The following is a 21,412-nucleotide window of genomic DNA, read 5'->3' as shown; positions in this document are numbered from 1 at the left end:
GGCACGGCCGGCGTGCGCGGGCCGCGCCGCGGCGGCGCGGGCGCGGCCAGCTCCATCACGCGCGTGCCCTGGCGGTCGGGCCGCAGGTAGCCCTCGGCCGCGAGATGCTCGTAGGTGGCCGTGACGGTGTTGCGCGACACCGCGAGCGCCTCGGCCAGCGCGCGCGAACCGGGCAGCCGCGTGCCGGGCGCGAGCCGGCCGTCGAGGATGGCGCGCTTCAGGCGCTCGTGGAGCTGGCGCTGCATCGAGCCGGCCTCGCGCTCGCGTGCGAGCGGCGCGTCGAGCAGCGCGCGGCGCACGGGGTCGGACAGGGTGGCGGAGGGGTCGGCGGCATCGGTCATCGGGCGTTCTCGTGGCACCATGAAATTCGCATGGCGTGGCGCTTTTCGTGGCGCCACGACGGGCGTACTGTAGCGCCTGTCGTCATCGAAAGAGAGTCCCCCATGCCCGCCTCCCACCCCCCGCTCACGCCGCGCACCAACCAGTTCGGCCAGACCATCGGCGCCGCCCTGCCCGGCTGGTCGCCGCGCCCGAAGCCGCCGCGCACGCCGATCGAAGGCCGCCTGTGCCGGCTCGAACCCTTGTCGGCCGAGCGCCACGCGGCCGACCTGCATGCCGCCCATGCGCTGGCACCCGACGGCCGCGACTGGACCTACCTCGCGGTGGAGCGCGCGCCCGACGCCGCGAGCGCGCGCGCCTACGTGGAGCTGATCGCGCAGAGCGTGGACCCGATGCACTTCGCGGTGATCGACAAGGCCACGGGCCGCGCCGTGGGCAGCCTCGCGCTGATGCGCATCGAGCCCAACCATGGCGTGATGGAGGTCGGCCACGTGACCTTCTCGCCGCTGCTCAAGCGCACGCCGCTGTCGACCGAGGCCCAGTACCTGCTGATGCAGCTGGCCTTCGACGAGCTCGGCTACCGGCGCTACGAATGGAAGTGCGACAACTTCAACGCGCCCTCGAAGAAGGCGGCGCAGCGCCTGGGCTTCCAGTTCGAGGGCGTGTTCCGCCAGCCGCTGGTCTACAAGGGCCGCACGCGCGACACGGCCTGGTTCTCGGTCATCGACAGCGAATGGCCGGCGCTGCGCGCGGGCTTCGAGCAGTGGCTCGCGCCCGCCAACTTCGATGCCGACGGCAAGCAGCGGCAGTCGCTGGAACAGCTGCGCGCGGCCGCGGCCTGAAGCGCGTCAGGCGGCGGCGGGCGCGGGCAGTTGCTCGCCGAGGAAGGCCAGGAAGGTCTTCACCACCTCGGGCAGGGTGCGGCCCGCCAGGGTCTGCAACTCGACCGCGCGGCCGCGCATGCCGCGCTCGCGGATCTCCGCCGCGTGCAGCTCGCCGCGCCGCACGCGGTCGCGCACCGTGATCTCGCCCGCGATCGTGAGGCCGCCGCCATGCAGCACGAAGCTGGCCAGCGACTCGAAGCGGTTGCTGGTCAGCACCGGCTCGAACACCAACCCGCGCTGGCTGCAGCCCACGTCGAACAGCTGGCGCACCGTGTTGTCGGCGCCCGAGAGCGCGATCGGGTACGGATGCATCTGCGCCAGGGTCACGGTGCGCAGCTTCGCGAGCGGATGGTCGGGCCGCATCACGGCGAACACCGAGGCCGGCTGGCGCCGCTCGACGCGGATGCCGTCGACCGCGGCGCGGCTGTAGGTCAGGCCGATGTCGGCCTCGCCGAGCAGCACCGCCTCCGTCACCTCGGCCGGCCGCGCAGCGCGCAGCTGGAACTGGATGCCCGGGTGTTCGGCGCGAAAGTCCGCGATGGCGCGCGGCAGGAACTCGTTGGCGAAGCCCGAGGAACAGGCGAGGCGCACCCGGCCGCGCTTCAGGCCCTGCAGCCCGCGGATGTCGGACACCACGCGCTCGGCCTCGAGCGCGCCGTGCAGCGCATGCGCGGCCAGCAGCTCGCCCGCGGGACTCGCGACCATGCCGCGCGGATGGCGCTCGAACAGCGGCACGCCGAGCAGGTCCTCGAGCATCGCCACCTGGCGGCTGATGGCCGAGGGGCTGACGCTGAGCCGCTCCGCCGCCACCGTGAGCGAGCCGCTGCGGGCCACCTCGAGGAAGTAGCGCAGGGCGGTGTCCTGCAGGCGGTGGGCGGTCATGGCTGGCTTTCGCTTTGAGGAAAACGCAAAGATATCGCCAAAAAACGGCAATTGTTCAAAAGCGGCGGGCTGCCTAAGCTGCACGGTGGCCGCCCCGGCCAGCCCCTTCCCTCATCCCACCGAACGATCCGCGCATGCACCTCCCGCTTCTCCACCGCCCCGCGCCCCGCCCACGGACCCTGCTCGCCCTGCTGGCCGCCGCCCTGGTCGCCGGCACCGGCCCGGCCCAGGCGGCCGACCTGCCGCAGGCCGAGGCCGAACGCCACGCGCAGGCCAGCTACCGCGAGTACTTCGAGCTGCTCTCGCTGCCCAACGACGCGATCGTTCCCGAGGACATCCGCAAGAACGTGGACTGGCTCGCCAAGGCCTTCGAGAAGCGCGGCTTCGCGACGCGCCAGCTCGACAACGACGGCAAGCCGATGCTCTATGCCGAGCTGCCGGGGCGCGACCCGGCGCGCAAGACCGTGCTGTTCTACATGCACCTCGACGGCCAGCCGGTGATTCCCGCGCAGTGGGCGCAGAAGAGCCCGTGGACGCCGGTGCTCAAGCGCCGCGCGGCCGACGGCGGCTGGGAGGAGATCGATGCCGCGCCGCTGTTCGACGGCCCGGTCGATCCCGAGTGGCGCGTGTTCGGCCGCGCCTCGGCCGACGACAAGGGCCCGATCATGATGATGCTGGCCGCGATCGACGCGCTCAAGGCGGCCGGCGGCACGCCCGCGGTCAACGTCAAGGTGATCCTCGACAGCGAGGAGGAGAAGGGCTCGCCCTCGATCGCCAAGGTGATGCAGGCGCACCGCGAGCTGCTGGCCTGCGACGCCATCGTGATCCACGACGGCCCGATGCACGCCACCAACCGGCCCACGCTGGTGTTCGGCAACCGCGGCGCGGCCGAGGCCCGGCTCACGGTCTATGGCGCCAAGGTGCCGCTGCACAGCGGCCACTACGGCAACTACGCGCCCAACCCGGCGCAGCGGCTCGCGAGCCTGCTGGCCTCGATGAAGAACGAGCAGGGCCGCGTGACCGTGGCCGGCTACTACGACCGGGTGCGCATCAGCGCGGCCGACCGCCAGGTGATGGCGGCGGTGCCCGACGACGAGACCGCGCTGCGCCGCCGCCTGGGCATCGCGCGCACCGACAAGGTGGGCGCCAACTACCAGGAGGCGATGCAGTACCCCTCGCTCAACGTGCGCGGCATGGCCTCGGCCGCGGTCGGCGACAAGGTCGCGAACATCGTGCCCGACCGCGCGGTGGCCGAGCTCGACCTGCGCACCACGCCCGATTCCGACGCCGCCTACCTGGGCGCGCAGATCGAGAAGCACATCCTCAGGCAGGGCTACCACCTCGTGAAGGGCGCGCCCAGCGACGAGGACCGCACGCGCTACGACAAGCTCGCGACCTTCAGCTACCAGAGCGAGGGCGCCGACGCGGCCGGCGCGCCGATCGATTCGGCGATCGGGCGCTGGGCCTACAAGTCGCTGACCGACAGCTTCGGCGCCACGCCGGCGCCGGTGCGCATCCGCATGATGGGCGGCACGGTGCCGACCGCGGAGATCGTCAAGGTGCTGCAGGTGCCGTTCGCGATCATCCCGCTGGTGAATGCCGACAACAACCAGCATGCGGCCAACGAGAACCTGCGGCTGGGCAACTACGTGAGCGGCGTGCGCACCATCTACAGCCTGATGACGCACCCGCTCTGAACGAACGGGGGCTCTCAGCCTCCCTTGCCGGGCTTCTGCGCCTGCTCGCACTTCACCTGGATGCGCTCGCGCTCGTCGAGCGTGGCGCCGATGCGCACCGCGCTGAGGCAGCCGCCCCAGACGCAGCCGGTGTCGGTCGACAGCAGGTCGGGCCGCGACACCCAGCCCAGCGTGGACCAGTGGCCGAAAGCGACCGTGGCTTCGGCCGTGCGCCGGCCCGGCACGTCGAACCAGGGCATGTAGCCCGCGGGCGCGTCGGCCGCGCCGTCGGTGGTTTCGAACTCCATCGTGCCGTCGGCGGTGCACAGCCGCAGCCGCGTGAGCGCATTGACGATCACGCGCAGCCGGTCGCTGCCTTCGAGCGTGTCGCTCCAGCGATCGGGCTGGTTGCCGTACATGGTGGCGAGGAAGGCGCCGAGGTTGGGGCCGCGCAGCACCGCCTCGAGCTCGCCCGCATGGGCGCGCACGTCGACCACGCTCCATTGCGGCAACACACCCGCGTGCACCATCAGCAGGTCGCGCGCGGCCTCGCCCGAACCGATGCGCCGGTGCAGCGCCATGTGCTGGTGGCGCAGCCAGTCGAGCATCGCCTCGCGGTCGGGCGCGGCCAGCAGCTCGGCCACCGTGTCCTTGCGGCCGGACTTGCGCACGCCGTGCGCCACGCCCAGCAGATGCAGGTCGTGATTGCCCAGCACGCTGAGCGCCGCGCCGCCCAGGCGCTGCGCGCGCCGCAGCACCTGGGCCGATTCGGGACCGCGGTTGACCAGGTCGCCGAGCAGCACCACGGTGTCGCGGCTGGGGGAAAAAGCGAGCTCGTCGAGGAGCCGGCCGAGGGCGCTGTCGCAGCCCTGGATGTCGCCAATCAAGTAAAGTGCCATCTCCTCATTCTCTCCCCCCGTACATGGATGTCTTCCTGCTGGCCTTGCTGACCACGCTCAACGCGTTGTTCGCAATGTCCGAAATGGCCCTTTCCACCAGCCGCCGCGCACGCCTCGCGGCATTGGTCGAAACCGGGGATACGGGCGCCGCCGCGGCGCTCAAGCTGATGGAGTCGCCGACCCAGTTCCTCTCGACGGTGCAGATCGGCATCACCTCGATCGGCATGCTGAGCGGCATCGTGGGCGAGGCCGCCTTCGCGGCGCCGCTGGCGGTATGGATGGAGAACGCGGGCATGGGCGCGGGCACCGCCAGCGTGGTCTCGACCGCGGTGGTCGTCACCTGCATCACCTTCTTCACGATCATCTTCGGCGAGCTGGTGCCCAAGCGCATCGGCCAGCTCTACCCCGAGCCGGTGGCGCGCTGGGTCTCGCGCCCGATGCACGGCCTGGCCAAGGCCGCCAAGCCCTTCGTCTGGCTGCTCGCGGGCGCCACCGCCACCATGCTGAAGCTGCTGCGCATCGACGCCAACGCGGCCCGCTCGGTGACCGAGGAAGAAATCTCGGCCAGCCTCGAGGAAGGCGTGGACGCCGGCGTGATCGAGCAGCACGAGCACCAGATGGTGCGCAACGTGTTCCACCTCGACGACCGGCGCCTGTCCTCGCTGATGATCCCGCGCGCCGACATCGAATGGCTCGAGGCCTCGTTCAGCGTGGCCGAGGCACTGCAAAAGGTGGCGGCCGCGGGCGCGCTCAACCTGGTGCATTCCTGGTATCCGGTGTGCCGCAACTCGCTCGACGACGTGGTCGGCGTGATCAGCGTGGCGCACCTGCTGCGCCTGGGCCCGGCCCATGTGGGCGCGCTGGGCCAGGAAGCCACGGCCGCGGTCTTCGTGCCCGAGACGCTGACCGGCATGGAGCTGCTCGAGCAGTTCCGCGCGCGCGCCGGCCGGCTGGTGTTCGTGGTCGACGAGTACGGCGTGGTGCAGGGCCTGATGACCCCGCGCGACCTGCTCGAGGCCATCACCGGCGAACTGCAGCCCGGCATGCAGACCGACGCCTGGGCCCACGAGCAGCCCGACGGCACCTGGGAGCTCGACGGCCTGATGCCGGTGTCGGAGCTGCGTGCCCGCCTGGGCATCCGCGAGCTGCCCGACGAGGAGCGCGGCCGCTACAACACGGTGGCCGGCCTGCTGATGTCGGTGTCGGGCCACCTGCCGTCGGTGGGCGAGCACATCGATTGCGCCGGCTGGTGCTTCGAGGTGACCGCGCTCGAGGGCCGGCGCATCGACCGCGTGCGCGCCTCGCGCGATCCCTCGCTGCCGAACGGCAGCGACGACTGAGGCCGCGAGGGCGCGCCGATGCTGTCGCTGCTCGCGCTCAGTTGCCCCCAGTGCTCGGCGCCGCTGCCGCGCGCCGCGCGCTGGCGCACCGTCAATTGCAGCTACTGCGGCGCGACCATCTCGCGCGGCGAGGAAACGGTGGAGCGCGAGAGCTTCCGCGCCGCGTTGCAACGCGCCAATGCACGGGGTGCCGACGGTGCGCGCGTGCTGCGCTGGCGCGGCGCGCGCTACTGCGTGCTGGCGCCGCTGGCCACCGGCGAGCACAGCGAGGTGCTGCTGGCCGAACGGCTCGGCGCCCTGCCCGAGCGCGTGACCTTCAAGCTCGCGCGCGACAGCAACGGCGCCGAGGCGCTGGCGCGCGAGCATGCCGCGCTGCAGGCCCTGCAGTCGCTCTCCATGCCGGGCGCCGCCTATTTCACGCGCCGGCTGCCGCAGCCCGTGGGCCTGGGCGCGACCGGCGCCGAGGATGGATCGGAAGGCGGATCGGAAGGCGGCCGCCAGGCGCTGGTGCTGCGCCATCCGACCGGCTACTGGGGCAGCCTGCTCGACGTGCAGCGCGCCAACCCGCAGGGCATCGATGCGCGCCACGCGGTCTGGCTCTGGCGCCGCATGCTCGAGGTGCTGGCCTTCGTGCACGACGCGGGCTGGACGCATGGCGACCTCTCGCCCGCCCATGCGCTGGTGCATCCGCGCGACCATGGCGTGCTGCTGATCGGCTGGTCACGCGCGCGGCACGACCTGGCACGGGCCGCGGACGACCTCGCGCAGAGCGCCTGGGCGGTGCGTGCCGTGCTGCATGGCCACGAGGGACTCGGCGAACCGGGCACCGGCACCGCCACGCCCGCGCCGCTGGCCGCGCTGCTGCGCCGCTGCAGCGAGGACCCCGGCGAATGCCGCCGCCTCGGCGCGCGCGGCATCGAGCAGGCGCTGTCGGCGGCCTCGCGCGAGGCCTTCGGCGCGCCCCGGTTCATTGCTTTCGATCCCGCGCCGCACGGCGGCTGACGGCTTTTTCTTCTTCTCTCTTCACGACGGGGAACATCCATGGGTTACGGAAACTATTCGCACGCCGCGCACGCGGCCCTGGTCGCGGACCGCGCCGCCAAGTCGGGCGCCGAGGTCTTCACCCAGACCGCCACCCATCCGCTGATGGACCCGCGCGGCCTCAAGGTGCGCGAGGCGCGCGACAACGCCGACCATCCGAACTCGCTGGGCATCGTGTTCGCGCTCGACGTCACGGGCTCCATGGGCGACATCCCGCAGACGCTGGCGCGCCGCGAGCTGCCGACCTTCATGAAGCTGCTGACCGACTGCGGCGTGGCCGATCCGCAGCTGATGTTCATGGCGATCGGCGACGCCACCTCCGACCGCGCGCCGCTGCAGGTGGGCCAGTTCGAATCGACCGCCAACCTGATGGACCAGTGGCTCACCTGGAGCTACCTCGAGGGCGGCGGCGGCGGCACCGGCGAGGAGAGCTACGAGCTGGCCTTCTACGTGATCGCGCAGCACACCGACATGGACTGCTGGGTCAAGCGCAAGAAGCGCGGCTACCTGTTCGTGACCGGCGACGAGCTGCCCTACCCGGCCGTCTCGCGCCACCAGATCGAGGGCCTGGTCGGCGAGAAGCTCGACGAGGACATCCCGATCGAGGAAGCCATCGCGGCCGCGGCCGAGACCTGCCACCTGTTCTTCCTGATTCCCGACGCGCAGCGCCGCCGCCGCTGCGAGCCGCGCTGGCGCGAGCTGCTCGGCGACCACGTGATCTGCATGGACTCGCCCGACGACGCCTGCGCGGTGGCCGCGGGCATCGTCGCGCTGACCGAGAAGGCCGTGCCCAGCCTCGACGAGCTCGGCCGCGTGATGGCCGCGACCGGCAGCGTCGACAAGGCGCGCATCAACGGCGTGCTGCGTGCGCTCGACGGCTATGCGGCGCTGCTCGATCCGAACAAGCCGCGCCATGCGCCGCCGAGCGCCGCCGCGTCGGCACCGCGCTCGTCGTGGTGGAAGCGCCTGTTCGGCTGACCCCGCCGCGCGCGTCGTGAGCACCGGCGCCACGCGCTATCTCTCGCTGCTGGGCCTGGGCTTCGGCGACTGCGGCAAGGGCCTCTATACCGATCACTTCTGCGCCGCGCTGCGCGCCCACACTGTGGTGCGCTTCAACGGCGGCGCGCAGGCCGGCCACAACGTGGTGCGGGCCGACGGGCGCCATCACACCTTCGCTCAGTTCGGCGCCGGCAGCTTCGAGCCCGGCGTCGCCACGCTGCTCGCGAGCGCGGTGGTGGTGCATCCCACGGCACTGCTCGTCGAGGCCGCCGTGCTGCGCGACAAGGGCGTGCCCGACGCGCTCGCGCGCCTGCGCATCGATGCGCGCTGCCGCGTGACCACGCCCTTCCACCAGGCCGCGGGCCGGCTGCGCGAGTGGATGCGCGGCGACGCGGCCCATGGCAGCTGCGGCGTGGGCGTGGGCGAGACCGTGCGCCAGGCGCTGGCCGCGCCCGATCTCGCGCTGCGCTATGGCGACCTGCTGCGGCCGGCGCTCGCGTTCGAGAAGCTCGAGGCGCTGCGCCTCGCATTGCTGCGCGAATTCGCGCCGCGGTCCGATCCCGATTGGCAGCGCGAACAAGCGCTGCTGGCCGATGTCGGCCTGTCGCAGCGCTGGCTCGCGGCCATCGAACCCTGCCTGCGCGCCGCGCCGCCCACAAGCGTCGAAGCCATCGCCGAGCAACTGGCACGGCCCGGTGCCGTGGTGTTCGAGGGCGCGCAGGGCGTGCTGCTCGACGAATGGCGCGGCTTCCATCCGCACACGAGCTGGAGCACGGTCTCGACCGCCGCGGTCGAGGCCGTGCTGCGCGACGCCGGCCTGGGCACACCGCCCGTGCGGCACCTGGGCGTGCTGCGCAGCTACCTCACGCGCCATGGCGCCGGGCCGCTGCCCACGCACGATCCCGCGCTCGCCGCGCGGCTGCCCGAGCCGCACAACGCCGACGCCGGTTGGCAGGGCGCGTTCCGCCGCGGGCATCCCGATGCCGTGCTGCTGCGCTATGCGATCGCCGCGGCTGGACCGCTCGACGGCCTGGTCGCGAGCCATCTCGATGCGATCGGGCATGCGGGCCTGCGCTGGTGCGAGGGCTATCGCGATACGGATGGCGAGACCGTCGCGCAGCTGGCCCTGGGGCCCGAGGCGGACCTCGACCATCAGCAGCGCCTGACGCGCCTGCTCGAACGCGTGCGGCCGATCTACTCGGAGGCCGGCGTCGCGAACACGCGCGACTGGCTCGAACGCGTGGAGGCCGCGAGCGGCCTGCGCGTGCAATGGGGTTCCCACGGGCCCACGCGCCAGGACGTCGCGGAATACGCGAGCTAGCCCCTCGGCCACGGCGGCGCGCGCACGAGGCCGGACAAATCCCTATCGCGCCCGCGCGCGCGATGCCTACCATGCGGCACCGGGCCGATGCCCCGCACCGCTGGGAGACACCATGACGATTCCGACGCCGCGGCAGCGCGCCCGTGGCTGGCTGTTGGCACTCGCTTGCGCCGCGCTCGGCGCGGGCGTGGCGCCCGCCCATGCGCAGGTGCTACAGCTCAAGTGGGGCCATGTCTACGAGGCCTCGAGCATCTTCCACCAGCAGGCCGAACTCGCGGCGCGCAAGATCGCCGAGCAGTCCGAGGGAAAGATCAGGATCGAGGTGGTGCCCGCCTCGAAGCTCGGGCAGGAGGGCGACTACCCGCTGATGCTGGCCAACGACTCGGTGCAGATCGCCTATGTCACGGCCGCCACGCTGGCCGAGGGCTATGCGCCGCTGCGCCTGGGGAGCTACCCCTTCGCCTTCAAGGACCTCGACCACGTGCGCAAGTACCTCGCGAGCCCGCTGCTGGGCCAGCTCATGAAGGGCTACGACGAGCGCAGCGGCAACCACCTCGTGGCCTCGGTCTACTACGGCGCGCGCCAGGTCACCTCGAACCGGCCGCTCGCGCGGCCCGAGGACTTCCGCGACCTGCGGCTGCACGTGCCCGATGCCTCGGCCTACCAGCTGTTCGCCACCGCGCTCGATGCCAAGCCCGTGACCCTGCCCTACGTCGGCCTCTATGACGCGCTGAAGAAAAACGAGGTCGAGGCGCAGGAATATCCGCTGAGCACGGTGAAGGCCAAGAAGCTCTACGAGGTGCAGAAGTACGTGCAGCTCACGGCCCATGTCTACGACACGCTGGGCATCGTGATCGGCAAGGCCGCCTGGGCCAAGCTCTCGGCGCCGCAGCAGGCGATGGTCGAGAAGGTGCTGGTCGACGGCGCCAAATGGACCAACGTGGGCGTGATCGCGGGTGAACTGGAAGACGAGCAGTTCCTGCGCGGCAAGGGCATGACGGTGTCGCAGGTCAACCGGCAGCCCTTCCTCGAGCGCATCGCGCGGCGTTCCACGCCCGAGCAGCTCGGCGCGCGGCCCGGCGACTGGGCGAAGCTGCAGGCGCTCGCGAACTGATCCTTCGTTTCCTGTTGGCGAACCGGCCGCGCTGCTGCACACTGGCGAGCGGCATGCGCCGTGACCGCATTGCCGGGAGCACACCGTGGAATTCCTCCTGGATCCGAATGTCTGGATCGCCTTCGCGATGCTGACCGCCCTCGAGATCGTCCTGGGCATCGACAACATCATCTTCATCTCGATCCTGGTCGGCCGGCTGCCGCCCGAGCAGCGCGACAAGGCGCGGCGCCTCGGGCTGGGCTTCGCGATGATCTCGCGGCTGCTGCTGCTGCTCTCGCTGAGCTGGGTGATGGGCCTCACGGCCGACCTGTTCCACGTCTTCGGCCAGGGCATCAGCGGGCGCGACATCGTGCTGCTGCTGGGCGGCCTGTTCCTGCTCTACAAGGCCTCGCACGAGATCTTCCTCGAGGTCGAGGCCGGCGAGGAGCACGGCCCCGATGCCGACGAGGACGGCGGCGCGCGCAAGGCCGCGTTCTGGAGCGTGATCGGCCAGATCGGCATCATCGACATCGTGTTCTCGCTCGACTCGGTCATCACCGCCGTCGGCATGGTCGACCAGATCGCCGTGATGATGGCCGCGGTGATCGCCTCGGTCGGCGTGATGCTGGTGGCCGCCAAGCCGATCGGCGACTTCGTCGACAAGCATCCCTCGGTCAAGGTGCTGGCACTGGCCTTCCTCGTGATGGTGGGCATGGTGCTCACGGCCGAGGCCTTCGACAAGCACGTGCCCAAGGGCTACATCTACGCGGCGATGGCCTTCTCGCTCGCGGTCGAGGCGCTGAACATCCGCGCGCGCGGCAAGCGCACCGCGGCGCGGGCGCTGAAGGCGCAGGCCAGGGCGAACGCAAAGGCGGGTGAGGCGCCCTGAGCGCCGGCCGCCGCTAACGCATCCCTGTGGCATTATCGGGTCGACTCCAGTTCATCGACCAGCGACGAGACTCCCCATGATCCGCAAGAACCCGCGCGGCGACCTGCCGCAGATCCACCCGAGCGCCTTCGTCGACCCGACCGCGATCCTCTGCGGCCTGGTCGTGGTGGAGGAGAACGTGTTCATCGGTCCCTATGCCGTGATCCGCGCCGACGAGACCGACGCGAACGGCCACATAGCCCCGATCGTCATCGGCGCGCACTCGAACATCCAGGACGGCGTGGTGATCCATTCCAAGTCGGGTGCGCCGGTCACGATCGGCGAGCGCACCTCGATCGCGCACCGCGCCATCGTCCACGGGCCGTGCCGGGTGGGCCGCGGCGTGTTCATCGGCTTCAACAGCGTGCTGTTCAACTGCGTCGTCGGCGACGGCAGCGTGGTGCGCTACAACGCGGTGGTCGACGGCTGCGAGCTGCCGCCGAACTTCTACGTGCGCTCCACCGAGCGCATCGGCCCCGAGACCCCCCTGGACGGACGGCCGACCGTCTCGGTGGATGCGAGCGAGTTCTCGGAAGACGTGGTGCGCACCAACAACGCGCTGGTGCAAGGCTACAAGAACATCCAGAACCAGTTCTAAGCTAGCGCCCTCAGCCTGCGCCATAGGCCGGCTGCGGAAATTCCAGTTCGACGCGCCGGCACGCGCGCGGGAAGATCGTGGCCACCGAACGCCACGAAGGAGCCCGCGATGCACCTCTCCCCGCCATTCCACCACCGCGCCCTGCGCGCGATGCTCCTCGCGGCCGCGTTCGCCGCGGCCGGCGGCGCCTCGGCGCGCGACGCGGCCGTGGCGGTCACGCCCGATCAGCGCTTCCAGCTCGCGCTCGAGGCCCAGTCCGCGCGCGACTACCGTTCGATGATGTCGCTGCTGCGCGAGGCCGGCGCCTCGGGCCACCGCGAGGCGCAGGAGATGCTCGGCGTGGTGCTGCTGGCCGGGCCGCTGCTGTACGGCAACGGCGTGCCCGCCGACCGCTGCGAGGCCCGCCACTGGGCGCGCGAGGCGGCGCGCCAGGGCAGCGAGGTCGGCATGCACCAGCTGCACCTGCTCAACCGCGCGCGCAACGCGCCCATGGGCAAGGAGGCCTGCGATGCGCAGCGTTCCTGAGTTCGCGCGCGGACTGCTCGCGCGGCACGGCGCGCTGGGCCTGCTGCAGGCCTGGCGCATGCTGCTCGCGGCGGTCGCGGTGGCGGCCTTCGCGGCATCGGTCGATGCGGGCAGCGACGAGGCACCGGCCGCGACCTGCACGACCGGCGACTGCGTTCGGGCCACGGCCTGCGAGCATCCGTCGCGCTAGCGATCCGCGTCGAGGCACGGGGACGACAATGGGGCACGCCCCACTCGCCGCCCCCGCATGCCCTTCCTCACCACGATCCTCTCCGTCTTCGCCCACCGGCCGATCGACGGCCTGCTCGAGAACCACGCGGCCTATGCGGCGCGCTGGGGCTACGCGCACGAGGCCAGGGACAGCCTGCACGTGTTCGGCGACCGGCAGGCCGAGCTCTACAAGTACCACGCGATCTACGGCGCCTTGCTCACGCTGGCCGACGGCGGGCTGCTGCTGGTGCTCGACGAGTTCTCGGTCGTCTACGGCCGGCAGAAGCTCGAGGACGTGGCACAGGGCCATGACTTCGTGGTCGTGTCGCAGGAGCCCGGCGCCAGCCTGCCCACATCGAGCGGGATGATCCTGCGCAACACCACCGAGGTCCGCGAGCGGCTGCGGCTGCTGGTGTTCCATCTGTCGGTGAGCGTGGCGGGCGACCCGGACACGCTGGGCAAATCCTCCGGCGAACACCTGGGCGAGGCCTTTGCCGTGCATCCGCTCGAGAACCGCCTGGCCAACGGCTTCTACAGCAGCATCCAGGCCGTCTGGGACGGCGGCGGCCGCGTCGCCATCGACCAGTTGCCGAAGGTGGTGCCGCTGGTCGCGCACGCGGCGCCGCGCTGGGAACGCCAGCATGGCGTGTGGCTGCCGACCTATGGCTACGACTTCCGCTACGTCAGCGTGCTGCTCGAGCAGGCGCGCGCCTTCGAGGAGGAACGGCCGCTCGACCTGCCGGCGCAGTGGGAGCAGGCCGCGCAGGAGGCACGGGGAGGCGAGCTGCACCTGAACCCGCAGGCGACGATCGCCTTCGTCTCGTTCTACGACGCCAAGGTGGCGGGCTACGGCCGCATCCACGAAGACAACCTCGCACGCTACTGCGAGCGCCACGGCTATGGCCATCACCTCTATCGCGAGCTGCCGGCCTTCGTGCCGGCGGGCGTGCAGGCCAACTGGGCCAAGATGCACCTGGTGCGCGAGCATCTGGCGCAGCACGAGCAGCTGTTCTGGATCGACGCCGACATCCTCGCGATCAACCAGCGCCTGGGCGTGGAAGAGGTGCTCGGCGCGCGCGACTTCGTGATCGGCATGGACCACAGTGCCTGGCCCGCGAACTCGGGGCTGATGGGCTTCAGGCCCGGACCGCGCATGCGGCAGTTCGTCGACCATGTCTGCGCGGCGATCGAGGCCGTGCCCGACAAGTCCAACGTCTACGCGGGCGGTGGCGACCAGGCCAGCGTGCTCGCGGGCATGCGCCGGTTCGGGCTCGAGAGCGCCGAGCACGTGGTCGACGCGATCTCGCTCGCGCCGGCGCCGATCTACGCGACCCGCGACAGCCGCTTCGTGCACTTTCCGTCGCAGATCAATGCCTACCGGGCCGAGGCGATGCGGGCCTGGGACCGGTGGAGCCACGAACAGTGAAGCGTCAGACGTTCTTCGCGAAGATGATGAAGCCCGTGCGGTCCGCGACCTTGTCGTAGAGCCGCTGCCCCGCGAGGTTGGTCTCGTGGGTTTGCCAGTAGACGCGCTTCACGCCGGCCTGAGAAGCGCGTTCGTACACGCCCTCGATCAGCCGACGACCCACGCCCTGCCCGCGCAGCGAGGTCAGCGTGAACAGGTCCTGCAGATAGCAGGTCGGCTCGATGCGCGTGGTGCTGCGGTGGAACAGGTAGTGCGTGAGGCCGACCAGTCGGCCCTCGTGCTCGGCCACGAGCGCATGCACGGGCTCGTAGGCGTCGAAGAAGCGCTGCCAGGTGGCCTGCGTGATCGCATCAGGCAAGGCGGTCGGGCCCTCGCGCTCGTAGAAGGCGTTGTAGCCGTCCCACAGCGGCTTCCAGTCGGCGTAGTCGTCGCGCGTGGGCGGGCGGATCACGAGGGTCGGGTTCATGGCGTGTGCAATGGCGCGGGTGCGCGTCGGGCGAAAAGCCCGCATTGCAACACGAACCGACGCGACGCGGCTAAGGATTCGCCGAAGCGGCCGTGGCCCCGAAGAAGGCCTCGAGCGCCTGCATCGGCAACTGGCCGCGCAGGCCGATCGCGACCACCGCGGCGCCTTCGGCATCGAGCGGCGCGGCGGCCCGCCGCAGCATGCCGTGGCGGCCCGCGTACTGGAGCTCGGACCAGGCCTCGCCGCCGCCCTCGGCCTCGATCTTCAGCAGGCCCTTGAGCCGCAGCACGCCGGGCGGCATCGCGCGCATCCAGGCGCGCAAGGCCTCGGGCGCGAACACGGCCGCGGGCCGCGCGCTCCAGGTCGCGAACTGCGCGCCATGGTCGGCATGGTGCGCATGGTCGTGATCGTGGCCGCAGCCCGGCACATCGCAATGCGCGTGCGGCCTGGCCTGGCCCTGCAGCCCCGAGGCCAGCGCGAGCGGCAGGTCCGACTGCGTGGTCGCGACCCGCGGCGTGCCCGGCACGGTCGCGTCGAGCCAGGCCGTGGCGGCGGCCAGCACCGTGTCGTCCGCGATGTCGGTCTTGTTGAGCACCACGAGGTCGGCCGACTTCGCCTGCCGCACCAGCGTGTCGGCCAGCAGCGGGTCGCGCGACTGCGCGGCGACCACGCTCGCATCGACCAGCACCAGCACGGCCTGCAGGCTCAGCTCGGGCGCGGCCATGCCGATCTGCGCGATGCGCCAGGGATCGGACACGCCGCTGGCCTCGATCACCACGGCGTCGAACGGCGGCTCGGCGTCGATCGTGCCCTGCAGCGCGCGGCCGAGGTCATCGCCGATCTGGCAGCAGACGCAGCCGTTGGTGAGCGCGACGGTGTCGCCATGGCGCGCGGCGATCAGGCCGGCGTCGATGTTGAGCGCGCCGAAGTCGTTGACCAGCACCGCCATGCGCAGGCCCTCGGCCTCGGCCAGCCAGCGGTTGAGCAGCGTGGTCTTGCCGGCGCCGAGAAAGCCGCCGACGACCGTGAGCGGCAGGCGCCGCGCCGTCATCGCGGTCATCGCGGTCATCGCGCCCTCATGCCTCGAACACGCGGCCCGACAGCACCGTGCCCCAGACGCGCAGGTCCTTGAGCCGCATCGGGTCGATGGCCAGCGGATCCTCCTCGAGCACGCAGAAGTCGGCGCGCTTGCCGCATTCGATGCTGCCGATCTCGCCATCGAGCTTGAGGGTCCAGGCCGCGCCCAGCGTGATGGCGCGCAATGCCTGCTCGACCGTGATGCGCTCGGCCGCGCCGAGCACGCGGCCCTTGGGCGTGACGCGGTTGACCGCGCACCAGGCGGTGAACAGCGGGCCCAGCGGCGTGACCGGCGCATCGGAATGGATCGCCAGCGGCACGCCCGCGGCGAGCGCGCTGCCGCAGGCATCGAGCCGGTTGGCGCGGTCGGGGCCCATGGTCATCTCGTAGTGCTGGTCGCCCCAGTACCAGATGTGGTTGGCGAAGAGGTTGGCGCACAGGCCCAGCGCGGCCATGCGGCGGAACAGCGGCGCGTCGATCATCTGGCCATGCTGCAGCGTGTGGCGGTGGTCGGGGCGCGGCGCGCGCGCGAGCACGCGGCCGATGGCATCGATCGCGACCTCGCTGGCCTCGTCGCCGTTGGTGTGGGTGTGGATGGTGAGGCCGGCGCGGTGGTAGGTCTCGAAATCGGCCTCGTACTGCGCGGGCGCGGTCACCCAGATGCCGTTGGGCGCGCCGTTGAAATGGCCGGGCCAGCGCAGCCGCGCCGAGAAGCCCTGGATCGAGCCGTCGAGCATCATCTTCACGAGGCCGTAACGCAGCCGGTCGGTGTTGCGTGGCATCAGCGCCTGTACATGCTCCGCGCCCTGCGCCGCGCCGTGCGTGCCGTGGAAGGCTTGGAACGCGGGCAGGATGCGCACCGCGAAATCCTCGGCGCCGGTGGCGCGCTCGAGCACGCCGCAGTCCTCCTCGGTGAGCTTGTTGACCAGGTCGGTGGCGGTGGTCACGCCCTGCATGCAGGCCAGCCGCGCGAAGGAGCGCACGCCGGCCTCGGTCATCGGCGCCAGCAGGCCCGCATTGCCGATCTTGCGCAGCACCAGGAACATCGCGGCCGGTTCCTGCAGCTCGCCCGTGGGTTCGCCCGCGGCCGGCCCGGCGGCGAACTTGACCACGCCCTCGACCTCGTTGTCGCGCGTGATGTCGGCGATGCGCAGCATCGCGCTGTTGACGTTCATCAGGTGGCCGTTGGCATGGCCGATGACGATCGGCCGCGTGGCGCTCGCGCGGTCGACGTGTTCCACCGTCATGCGCTCGCCGCCGAAGTAGATCGGATCGAAGCCCCAGGCCACCAGCGGCTCGGACTCGGGCCGGCCCTCGGCCTGCATGCGCGCGGCGATCTCGGCCAGCCGCGCGACCACGGCCTCCATCGAGCGCAGGCCGCTCCAGACCTTGCCCTGCGGATCGCGCCGGTCGAACCAGCCGAGGTATGCCCAGTCCCACATGCTGCCTTCCTTGAGGTGGCAGTGGCCCTCGACCAGCCCCGGCATCAGCACCTTGGACGCGAAGCGCTCGTCGAGCGCGAAGTCGCCCCAGGCGCGCATCTCGTCGAGCGAGCCGACCGCGAGCACGCGCCCGTCGCGCACCGCGACATGCGTGGCCTCGGGCTGCATCGGGTTCATCGTGAGGATCTTGCGGGCGCTGTAGACGGTGGTGGCGGTCATGGATTCGGGAAGGAGGATGGACGGGGCGCGACGCGATGTTCGCGCGGATTCAATCGGCCTGCAGGCGCAGGGGCGGCAACGGCAGGCCGTCGGCCAGCCCGACGCGGCGGCAGCGCACCCAGTGGCCGGGCACCACCTCGCGCAGCGGCGGCGGCTCGGCCGCGCAGGCCGGCTCGGCCACCGGGCAGCGGCCGGCGAAGCGGCAGCCGTGCGGCGGATCGATCGGGCTCGGCGGATCGCCCGTGAGCTTGATGCGGCCGGCGGCGCGGCGCCGGCCGCCGCCCACGGTGGGCACGGCCGACATCAGCGCCACGCTGTAGGGATGCAGCGGCTGCGCGAAGAAGGCGCGCCGCGGCGCGCGCTCCACGATCTGGCCCAGGTACATCACGGCGATGTCGTCGCAGATGTGCTCGACCACCGCCATGTCGTGCGAGATGAACAGGTAGGTCAGGCCCAGCTCGCGCTGCAGCCGCGCGAGCAGGTTGAGGATCTGGGCGCGGATCGCGATGTCGAGTGCCGACACCGGCTCGTCGCAGACCACGAGCTCGGGATTGGTGGCGAGCGCGCGCGCGATGTTGATGCGCTGGCGCTGACCGCCCGAGAACTGGTGCGGAAACAGCTGCTGCTGCTCGGGCCGCAGGCCCACGGCCTCGAACAGCTCGGCCACGCGGCGCGTGCGTTGCTCGGGCGTTCCCACCTGCATCAGGTCGAGCGGCGCGCGCACCGCGGCGCCGGCGCGCTCGCGCGGGTTGAGCGAGGAAAACGGGTCCTGGAAGATGATCTGCATGCGCGTGCGCGAACGGCGCAGCGCCTCGCCCTCGAGCGCGCCCAGGTCGGTGTCGCCGAGACGGATGCGGCCACCGGTCAGCGGCGACAGCCGCATCACCGCGAGCGCGGTGGTGGTCTTGCCCGAGCCCGATTCGCCGACCACCGCGAGCGTGCGGCCGCGCCGGATCTCGAAGGACACGCCGTCCACCGCCTTCACCACCTCGGGCTTGCGGCCCCAGCCGGCCCTGGCACGCGGGAAGTGCACCTGCAGGTCGTCGACCGCGAGCAGCGTGTCGGCCGGTTCGATCAGGCTCATGCCGCCTCCTCCGCCAGCGCCTCGGCATGCAGCCAGCAGGCCGCGCCGTGCGAGCTGCCGCCATCGCCCTCGCCGGCCAGCGCGAACATCGGCGGCACCTCGTGCGCGCAGCGCGGCATGGCATGCCGGCAGCGCTCGCGGAAGGCGCATCCGCTGCCCAGTTCCCAGATCGAAGGCACGACGCCGGGGATCTCGGCCAGGTCCTCGCGCGTGTCGTCGTCGAAGGCCGCGCTGCTACCGAGCTCGGGCAGGCAGTCGATCAGGCCGCGCGTGTAGGGATGGCCGGGCGCGGACAGCACCTGGTCGGCGCTGCCCTGCTCGATCACGCGGCCCGCGTACATCACCATCACGCGGTCGGCCATCTCGGCGACCGCGCCCATGTCGTGCGTGATCAGCAGGATCGCCGTGCCCTTCTCGCGCTGCAGTTCGCGCAGCAGGTCGAAGATCTGCGCCTGCACCGTCACGTCGAGCGCGGTGGTGGGCTCGTCGGCGATCAGGATGTCGGGCCGGCAGGCCAGCGCCATCGCGATCATCACGCGCTGGCGCATGCCGCCAGAGAGCTGGTGCGGGTACTCGTCCACGCGCCGCTCGGGCGCCGGGATGCCGACCTGGCGCAGCATCTCGATGGCGCGTTCGCGCGCGGCCCGCGCATCGAGGCCCGCATGCAGCCGCAGCGATTCGCCGATCTGGTCGCCCACGCTGAACACCGGGTTCAGCGAGGTCATCGGTTCCTGGAAGATCATCGAGATGCGGTTACCGCGCACCTCGCGCATGCGCGCGTCGGTGGCGCGCACCAGGTCCTCGCCCTGGAACAGTACGCGGCCGTCGCGGATGCGCCCCGGCGGCGAGGGAATGAGCCGCAGCAGCGCGAGCGCGGTCATGCTCTTGCCGCAGCCCGATTCGCCGACCACGCACAGCGTCTCGCCGGCGCGCAGCTCGAAGTCCACGCCGTTGAGCACCAGCGCCTGGCCGCGCCGGGTCCGGAATTCGACGTGCAGGTCCTGCACGCGCAGCAGTGGCTCGCTCATCTCAGCGCTCCCTCAGCTTGGGGTTGAGGGCATCGTTGAGGCCGTCGCCGATCAGGCTGACCGCGAGCACGGTGACGAAGATCGCGGCGCCCGGGAACGCCACGGCCCACCAGCACGACAGCACGTACTGGCGGCTCGAGCCGATCATCAGGCCCCAGCTCATCTGGTTCGGGTCGCCCAGGCCGAGGAAGGACAGCCCGGCCTCGAAGAGAATCGCGGCGCCGATCGCCAGCGTGGCCGAGACCACCAGCGGCGGCAGCGCATTGGGCAGGATCACCTTCCAGATGATGCGGGCGTCGCGCGCGCCGATGGCGCGCTCGGCGCGCACGAACTCCAGCCCGCGGTACTTGAGGAACTCGGCGCGCGTGAGCCGCGCGGTGCCGGTCCAGCTCACGACGCCGATGGCCAGCGTGACCGTCACCAGCGTGGGCGAGAACAGCGTCACCACCACCATCGCGAACAGCAGCGCGGGCAGCACCTGGAAGAACTCGGTGATCTTCATCAGCACCGCGTCGACCTTGCCGCCGTAGTAGCCGGCGAAGGCGCCGAGCGTGATGCCGATCAGCACCGACAGCAGCGCCGCCACCGCGCCCACCAGCAGGGTGGCGCGGCCGCCGTAGATCAGCGCGGTGAGCACGTCGCGCCCGAGGTAGTCGCTGCCGAGCCAGGCCTCCTCGCTGAACGGCGGCGTGAGCGGCGCGGCCTTGATCTCGAAGGGATCGGCCGGATAGAGCCAGGGGCCGGCGATCGCGACCGCGAGCACGATCAGGAGCAGCACCATGCCGGCGATGGCCGCGGGGTTGCGCAGGAACATGCGTGCGGCCTCGATGCCGGGGTGTTCGGCGCGCGGGCCGGCGGTGGCGCTCGTGCGCGCGGGCGCCGCCGGCTTCGCGGCCGGTGCCGGGTCTGGGTCGAGGGTCATCGTGGAGGTCGCATTCATCGGGGGAGGCGTCACGCGGTCTTGATGCGCGGATCGATCAGGCGGTAGCAGAGGTCCGTGAGCTGGTTCATCACCACCACCACGATGGAGGAGAACAGCAGCACGCCGAGGATGGTCGGGTAGTCGCGCCGCAGCACCGAGTCGAAGGCCAGGCGGCCGAGCCCCGGCCAGTTGAAGACGGTCTCGACCAGGATCGCGCCCGCGAGCACGTTGCCGAACTGCAGCCCCAGCACCGTCACCACCGGCAGCAACGCGTTGCGCAGCGCATGCTTGTAGAGCACCACGCGCTCGGCCAGGCCCTTGGCGCGCGCGGTGCGGATGAAGTCGGAGCCGAGCACGTCGAGCATCGACGAACGCGCGAGCCGGCTGTACTGCGCGAGGTAGACCAGGCTCAGCGTGATCGTGGGCAGCACCAGGTGGTGCGCGACGTCGAGCACGTCGGCCAGGCCGCCGCCGGTGGAATCGATGGAGCGCATGCCGGCCACCGGCAGGATCGGGAACACCGAGGCCAGCAGGATCACCAGCATGATGCCGATCCAGAACACCGGCGCCGCGAAGCCCACCAGCGACAGCACGGTGATGAACTGCGACAGCAGCCCGTTGGGCCGGCGCGAGGACAGCACGCCGAGCGCCGTGCCGACCACGAAGGCCAGCAGCACCGAACTCAGCACCAGCAGCAAGGTGGGGGGCACGCGCTCGGCGATCATCTGCGTGACCGGCAGGTTGAAGAAGTAGGAATAGCCGAGGTCGCCGCGCAGCACCTTGCCGAGGTAGACGCCGAGCTGCACCGGCAGCGGCCGGTCGAGACCGTACTGCGTGCGCAGCTCGGCCATGAGCTCGGGTGACATGCCGCCGCTGGCGCCCGCGATGGTCTCGACCGGATCGCCCGGTGCCGCGTGCACCAGCACGAAGTTCAGCACCACCACCGCGAGCACCAGGGCGAGGCCCTGCAGCAGGCGCGAGGCGGCGTAGCGAAGCATGCCCATGTGCGCCCC

The 21,412-nt window shown here is 71.5% G+C and carries 22 protein-coding genes; 12 read left to right on the top strand and 10 right to left on the bottom strand.

The annotated features are described in order from the left end of the window. A partial coding sequence (locus AC07RM_RS40265; RefSeq protein WP_495338045.1) for a GntR family transcriptional regulator occupies nt 1-341 on the bottom strand: 341 nt, incomplete at its 3' end. A gap of 102 nt (nt 342-443) precedes the next feature. Between AC07RM_RS40265 and AC07RM_RS40260 the strand changes: the two genes are divergently transcribed. After that, nucleotides 444-1,181 (top strand): GNAT family N-acetyltransferase, encoded by a 738-nt coding sequence (locus AC07RM_RS40260; protein WP_490878949.1) that lies wholly within the window; start codon nt 444-446, stop codon nt 1,179-1,181. A 6-nt stretch (nt 1,182-1,187) separates the two neighbouring features. Here AC07RM_RS40260 and AC07RM_RS40255 read toward each other — a convergent pair whose 3' ends face one another. Beyond that, a complete protein-coding gene (locus AC07RM_RS40255; RefSeq protein ID WP_296783305.1) occupies nt 1,188-2,105 on the bottom strand; it encodes a LysR substrate-binding domain-containing protein in 918 nt (305 codons plus the stop codon). Nucleotides 2,106-2,239: 134 nt separating this feature from the next. On the opposite strand from AC07RM_RS40255, the gene AC07RM_RS40250 reads away from it, so the two are divergent. Next, nucleotides 2,240-3,802, top strand: coding sequence for a M20/M25/M40 family metallo-hydrolase (locus tag AC07RM_RS40250; RefSeq protein WP_495338044.1), 1,563 nt, complete (start codon nt 2,240-2,242; stop codon nt 3,800-3,802). Between the two features lie 14 nt (nt 3,803-3,816). On the opposite strand, the gene AC07RM_RS40245 is transcribed toward AC07RM_RS40250, so the two are convergent. Beyond that, nucleotides 3,817-4,680, bottom strand: a complete 864-nt coding sequence (locus tag AC07RM_RS40245; RefSeq protein WP_495338043.1) for a symmetrical bis(5'-nucleosyl)-tetraphosphatase — start codon at nt 4,678-4,680, stop codon at nt 3,817-3,819. A 23-nt stretch (nt 4,681-4,703) separates the two neighbouring features. Between AC07RM_RS40245 and AC07RM_RS40240 the strand changes: the two genes are divergently transcribed. The 10 genes from AC07RM_RS40240 to AC07RM_RS40195 all read left to right on the top strand — a co-directional run bounded on the left by AC07RM_RS40240 (nt 4,704) and on the right by AC07RM_RS40195 (nt 14,161). Continuing rightward, nucleotides 4,704-6,020: a hemolysin family protein gene (locus tag AC07RM_RS40240; protein WP_296783297.1), complete on the top strand. Its 1,317-nt coding sequence runs from the start codon at nt 4,704-4,706 to the stop codon at nt 6,018-6,020. Between the two features lie 18 nt (nt 6,021-6,038). Next, nucleotides 6,039-7,022 carry a protein kinase family protein gene (locus tag AC07RM_RS40235; RefSeq protein ID WP_495338042.1) on the top strand — a complete coding sequence of 328 codons (984 nt, stop codon included), beginning with the start codon at nt 6,039-6,041 and terminating at the stop codon, nt 7,020-7,022. Nucleotides 7,023-7,061: 39 nt separating this feature from the next. Continuing rightward, nucleotides 7,062-8,039, top strand: a complete 978-nt coding sequence (locus AC07RM_RS40230) for a VWA domain-containing protein (RefSeq protein ID WP_495338041.1) — start codon at nt 7,062-7,064, stop codon at nt 8,037-8,039. A gap of 16 nt (nt 8,040-8,055) precedes the next feature. After that, nucleotides 8,056-9,381: an adenylosuccinate synthetase gene (locus AC07RM_RS40225; protein WP_495338040.1), complete on the top strand. Its 1,326-nt coding sequence runs from the start codon at nt 8,056-8,058 to the stop codon at nt 9,379-9,381. Nucleotides 9,382-9,493: 112 nt separating this feature from the next. Further along, the gene (gene dctP / locus AC07RM_RS40220; protein WP_495338039.1) at nt 9,494-10,495 is read left to right on the top strand and encodes a TRAP transporter substrate-binding protein DctP; all 1,002 of its coding nucleotides are present in this window, start codon (nt 9,494-9,496) and stop codon (nt 10,493-10,495) included. A 127-nt stretch (nt 10,496-10,622) separates the two neighbouring features. Beyond that, nucleotides 10,623-11,363 (top strand): TerC family protein, encoded by a 741-nt coding sequence (locus AC07RM_RS40215; protein ID WP_209544237.1) that lies wholly within the window; start codon nt 10,623-10,625, stop codon nt 11,361-11,363. Between the two features lie 76 nt (nt 11,364-11,439). Then, nucleotides 11,440-12,000, top strand: a complete 561-nt coding sequence (locus AC07RM_RS40210) for a gamma carbonic anhydrase family protein (RefSeq protein WP_495338038.1) — start codon at nt 11,440-11,442, stop codon at nt 11,998-12,000. A 108-nt stretch (nt 12,001-12,108) separates the two neighbouring features. After that, nucleotides 12,109-12,525: a sel1 repeat family protein gene (locus AC07RM_RS40205; RefSeq protein WP_495338037.1), complete on the top strand. Its 417-nt coding sequence runs from the start codon at nt 12,109-12,111 to the stop codon at nt 12,523-12,525. Next, nucleotides 12,509-12,715, top strand: a complete 207-nt coding sequence (locus tag AC07RM_RS40200; RefSeq protein ID WP_296783278.1) for a hypothetical protein — start codon at nt 12,509-12,511, stop codon at nt 12,713-12,715. Before AC07RM_RS40205 ends, AC07RM_RS40200 begins: the two co-directional genes overlap by 17 nt. A gap of 57 nt (nt 12,716-12,772) precedes the next feature. Next, nucleotides 12,773-14,161, top strand: coding sequence for a glycosyltransferase family protein (locus AC07RM_RS40195; protein ID WP_495338036.1), 1,389 nt, complete (start codon nt 12,773-12,775; stop codon nt 14,159-14,161). 4 nt (nt 14,162-14,165) lie between these two features. On the opposite strand, the gene AC07RM_RS40190 is transcribed toward AC07RM_RS40195, so the two are convergent. From AC07RM_RS40190 to AC07RM_RS40160, 7 genes are all read right to left on the bottom strand, one after another. Continuing rightward, a complete protein-coding gene (locus AC07RM_RS40190) occupies nt 14,166-14,627 on the bottom strand; it encodes a GNAT family N-acetyltransferase (protein ID WP_495338035.1) in 462 nt (153 codons plus the stop codon). Between the two features lie 70 nt (nt 14,628-14,697). After that, on the bottom strand, nt 14,698-15,696 hold the full coding sequence (locus AC07RM_RS40185) for a CobW family GTP-binding protein (RefSeq protein ID WP_495338034.1): 999 nt from the start codon (nt 15,694-15,696) through the stop codon (nt 14,698-14,700). Between the two features lie 7 nt (nt 15,697-15,703). Beyond that, nucleotides 15,704-17,365 carry an amidohydrolase gene (locus AC07RM_RS40180; protein WP_495338033.1) on the bottom strand — a complete coding sequence of 554 codons (1,662 nt, stop codon included), beginning with the start codon at nt 17,363-17,365 and terminating at the stop codon, nt 15,704-15,706. Nucleotides 17,366-17,414: 49 nt separating this feature from the next. After that, entirely contained in the window at nt 17,415-18,449 is a 1,035-nt protein-coding gene (locus tag AC07RM_RS40175; RefSeq protein ID WP_296783267.1) for an ABC transporter ATP-binding protein, read from the bottom strand. Further along, a complete protein-coding gene (locus tag AC07RM_RS40170; protein WP_495338032.1) occupies nt 18,446-19,477 on the bottom strand; it encodes an ABC transporter ATP-binding protein in 1,032 nt (343 codons plus the stop codon). Before AC07RM_RS40170 ends, AC07RM_RS40175 begins: the two co-directional genes overlap by 4 nt. 1 nt (nt 19,478) lies before the next feature. Further along, a complete protein-coding gene (locus AC07RM_RS40165; protein ID WP_093341230.1) occupies nt 19,479-20,399 on the bottom strand; it encodes an ABC transporter permease in 921 nt (306 codons plus the stop codon). A 29-nt stretch (nt 20,400-20,428) separates the two neighbouring features. Further along, nucleotides 20,429-21,403 (bottom strand): ABC transporter permease, encoded by a 975-nt coding sequence (locus AC07RM_RS40160; protein ID WP_495338031.1) that lies wholly within the window; start codon nt 21,401-21,403, stop codon nt 20,429-20,431. Nucleotides 21,404-21,412 lie beyond the last annotated feature (9 nt).

Source organism: Variovorax sp. GW821-FHT09B05, assembly GCF_059418265.1.
Note: the sequence above shows the minus strand (reverse complement) of the source record. Positions and strands in the feature narration are given on the sequence as shown.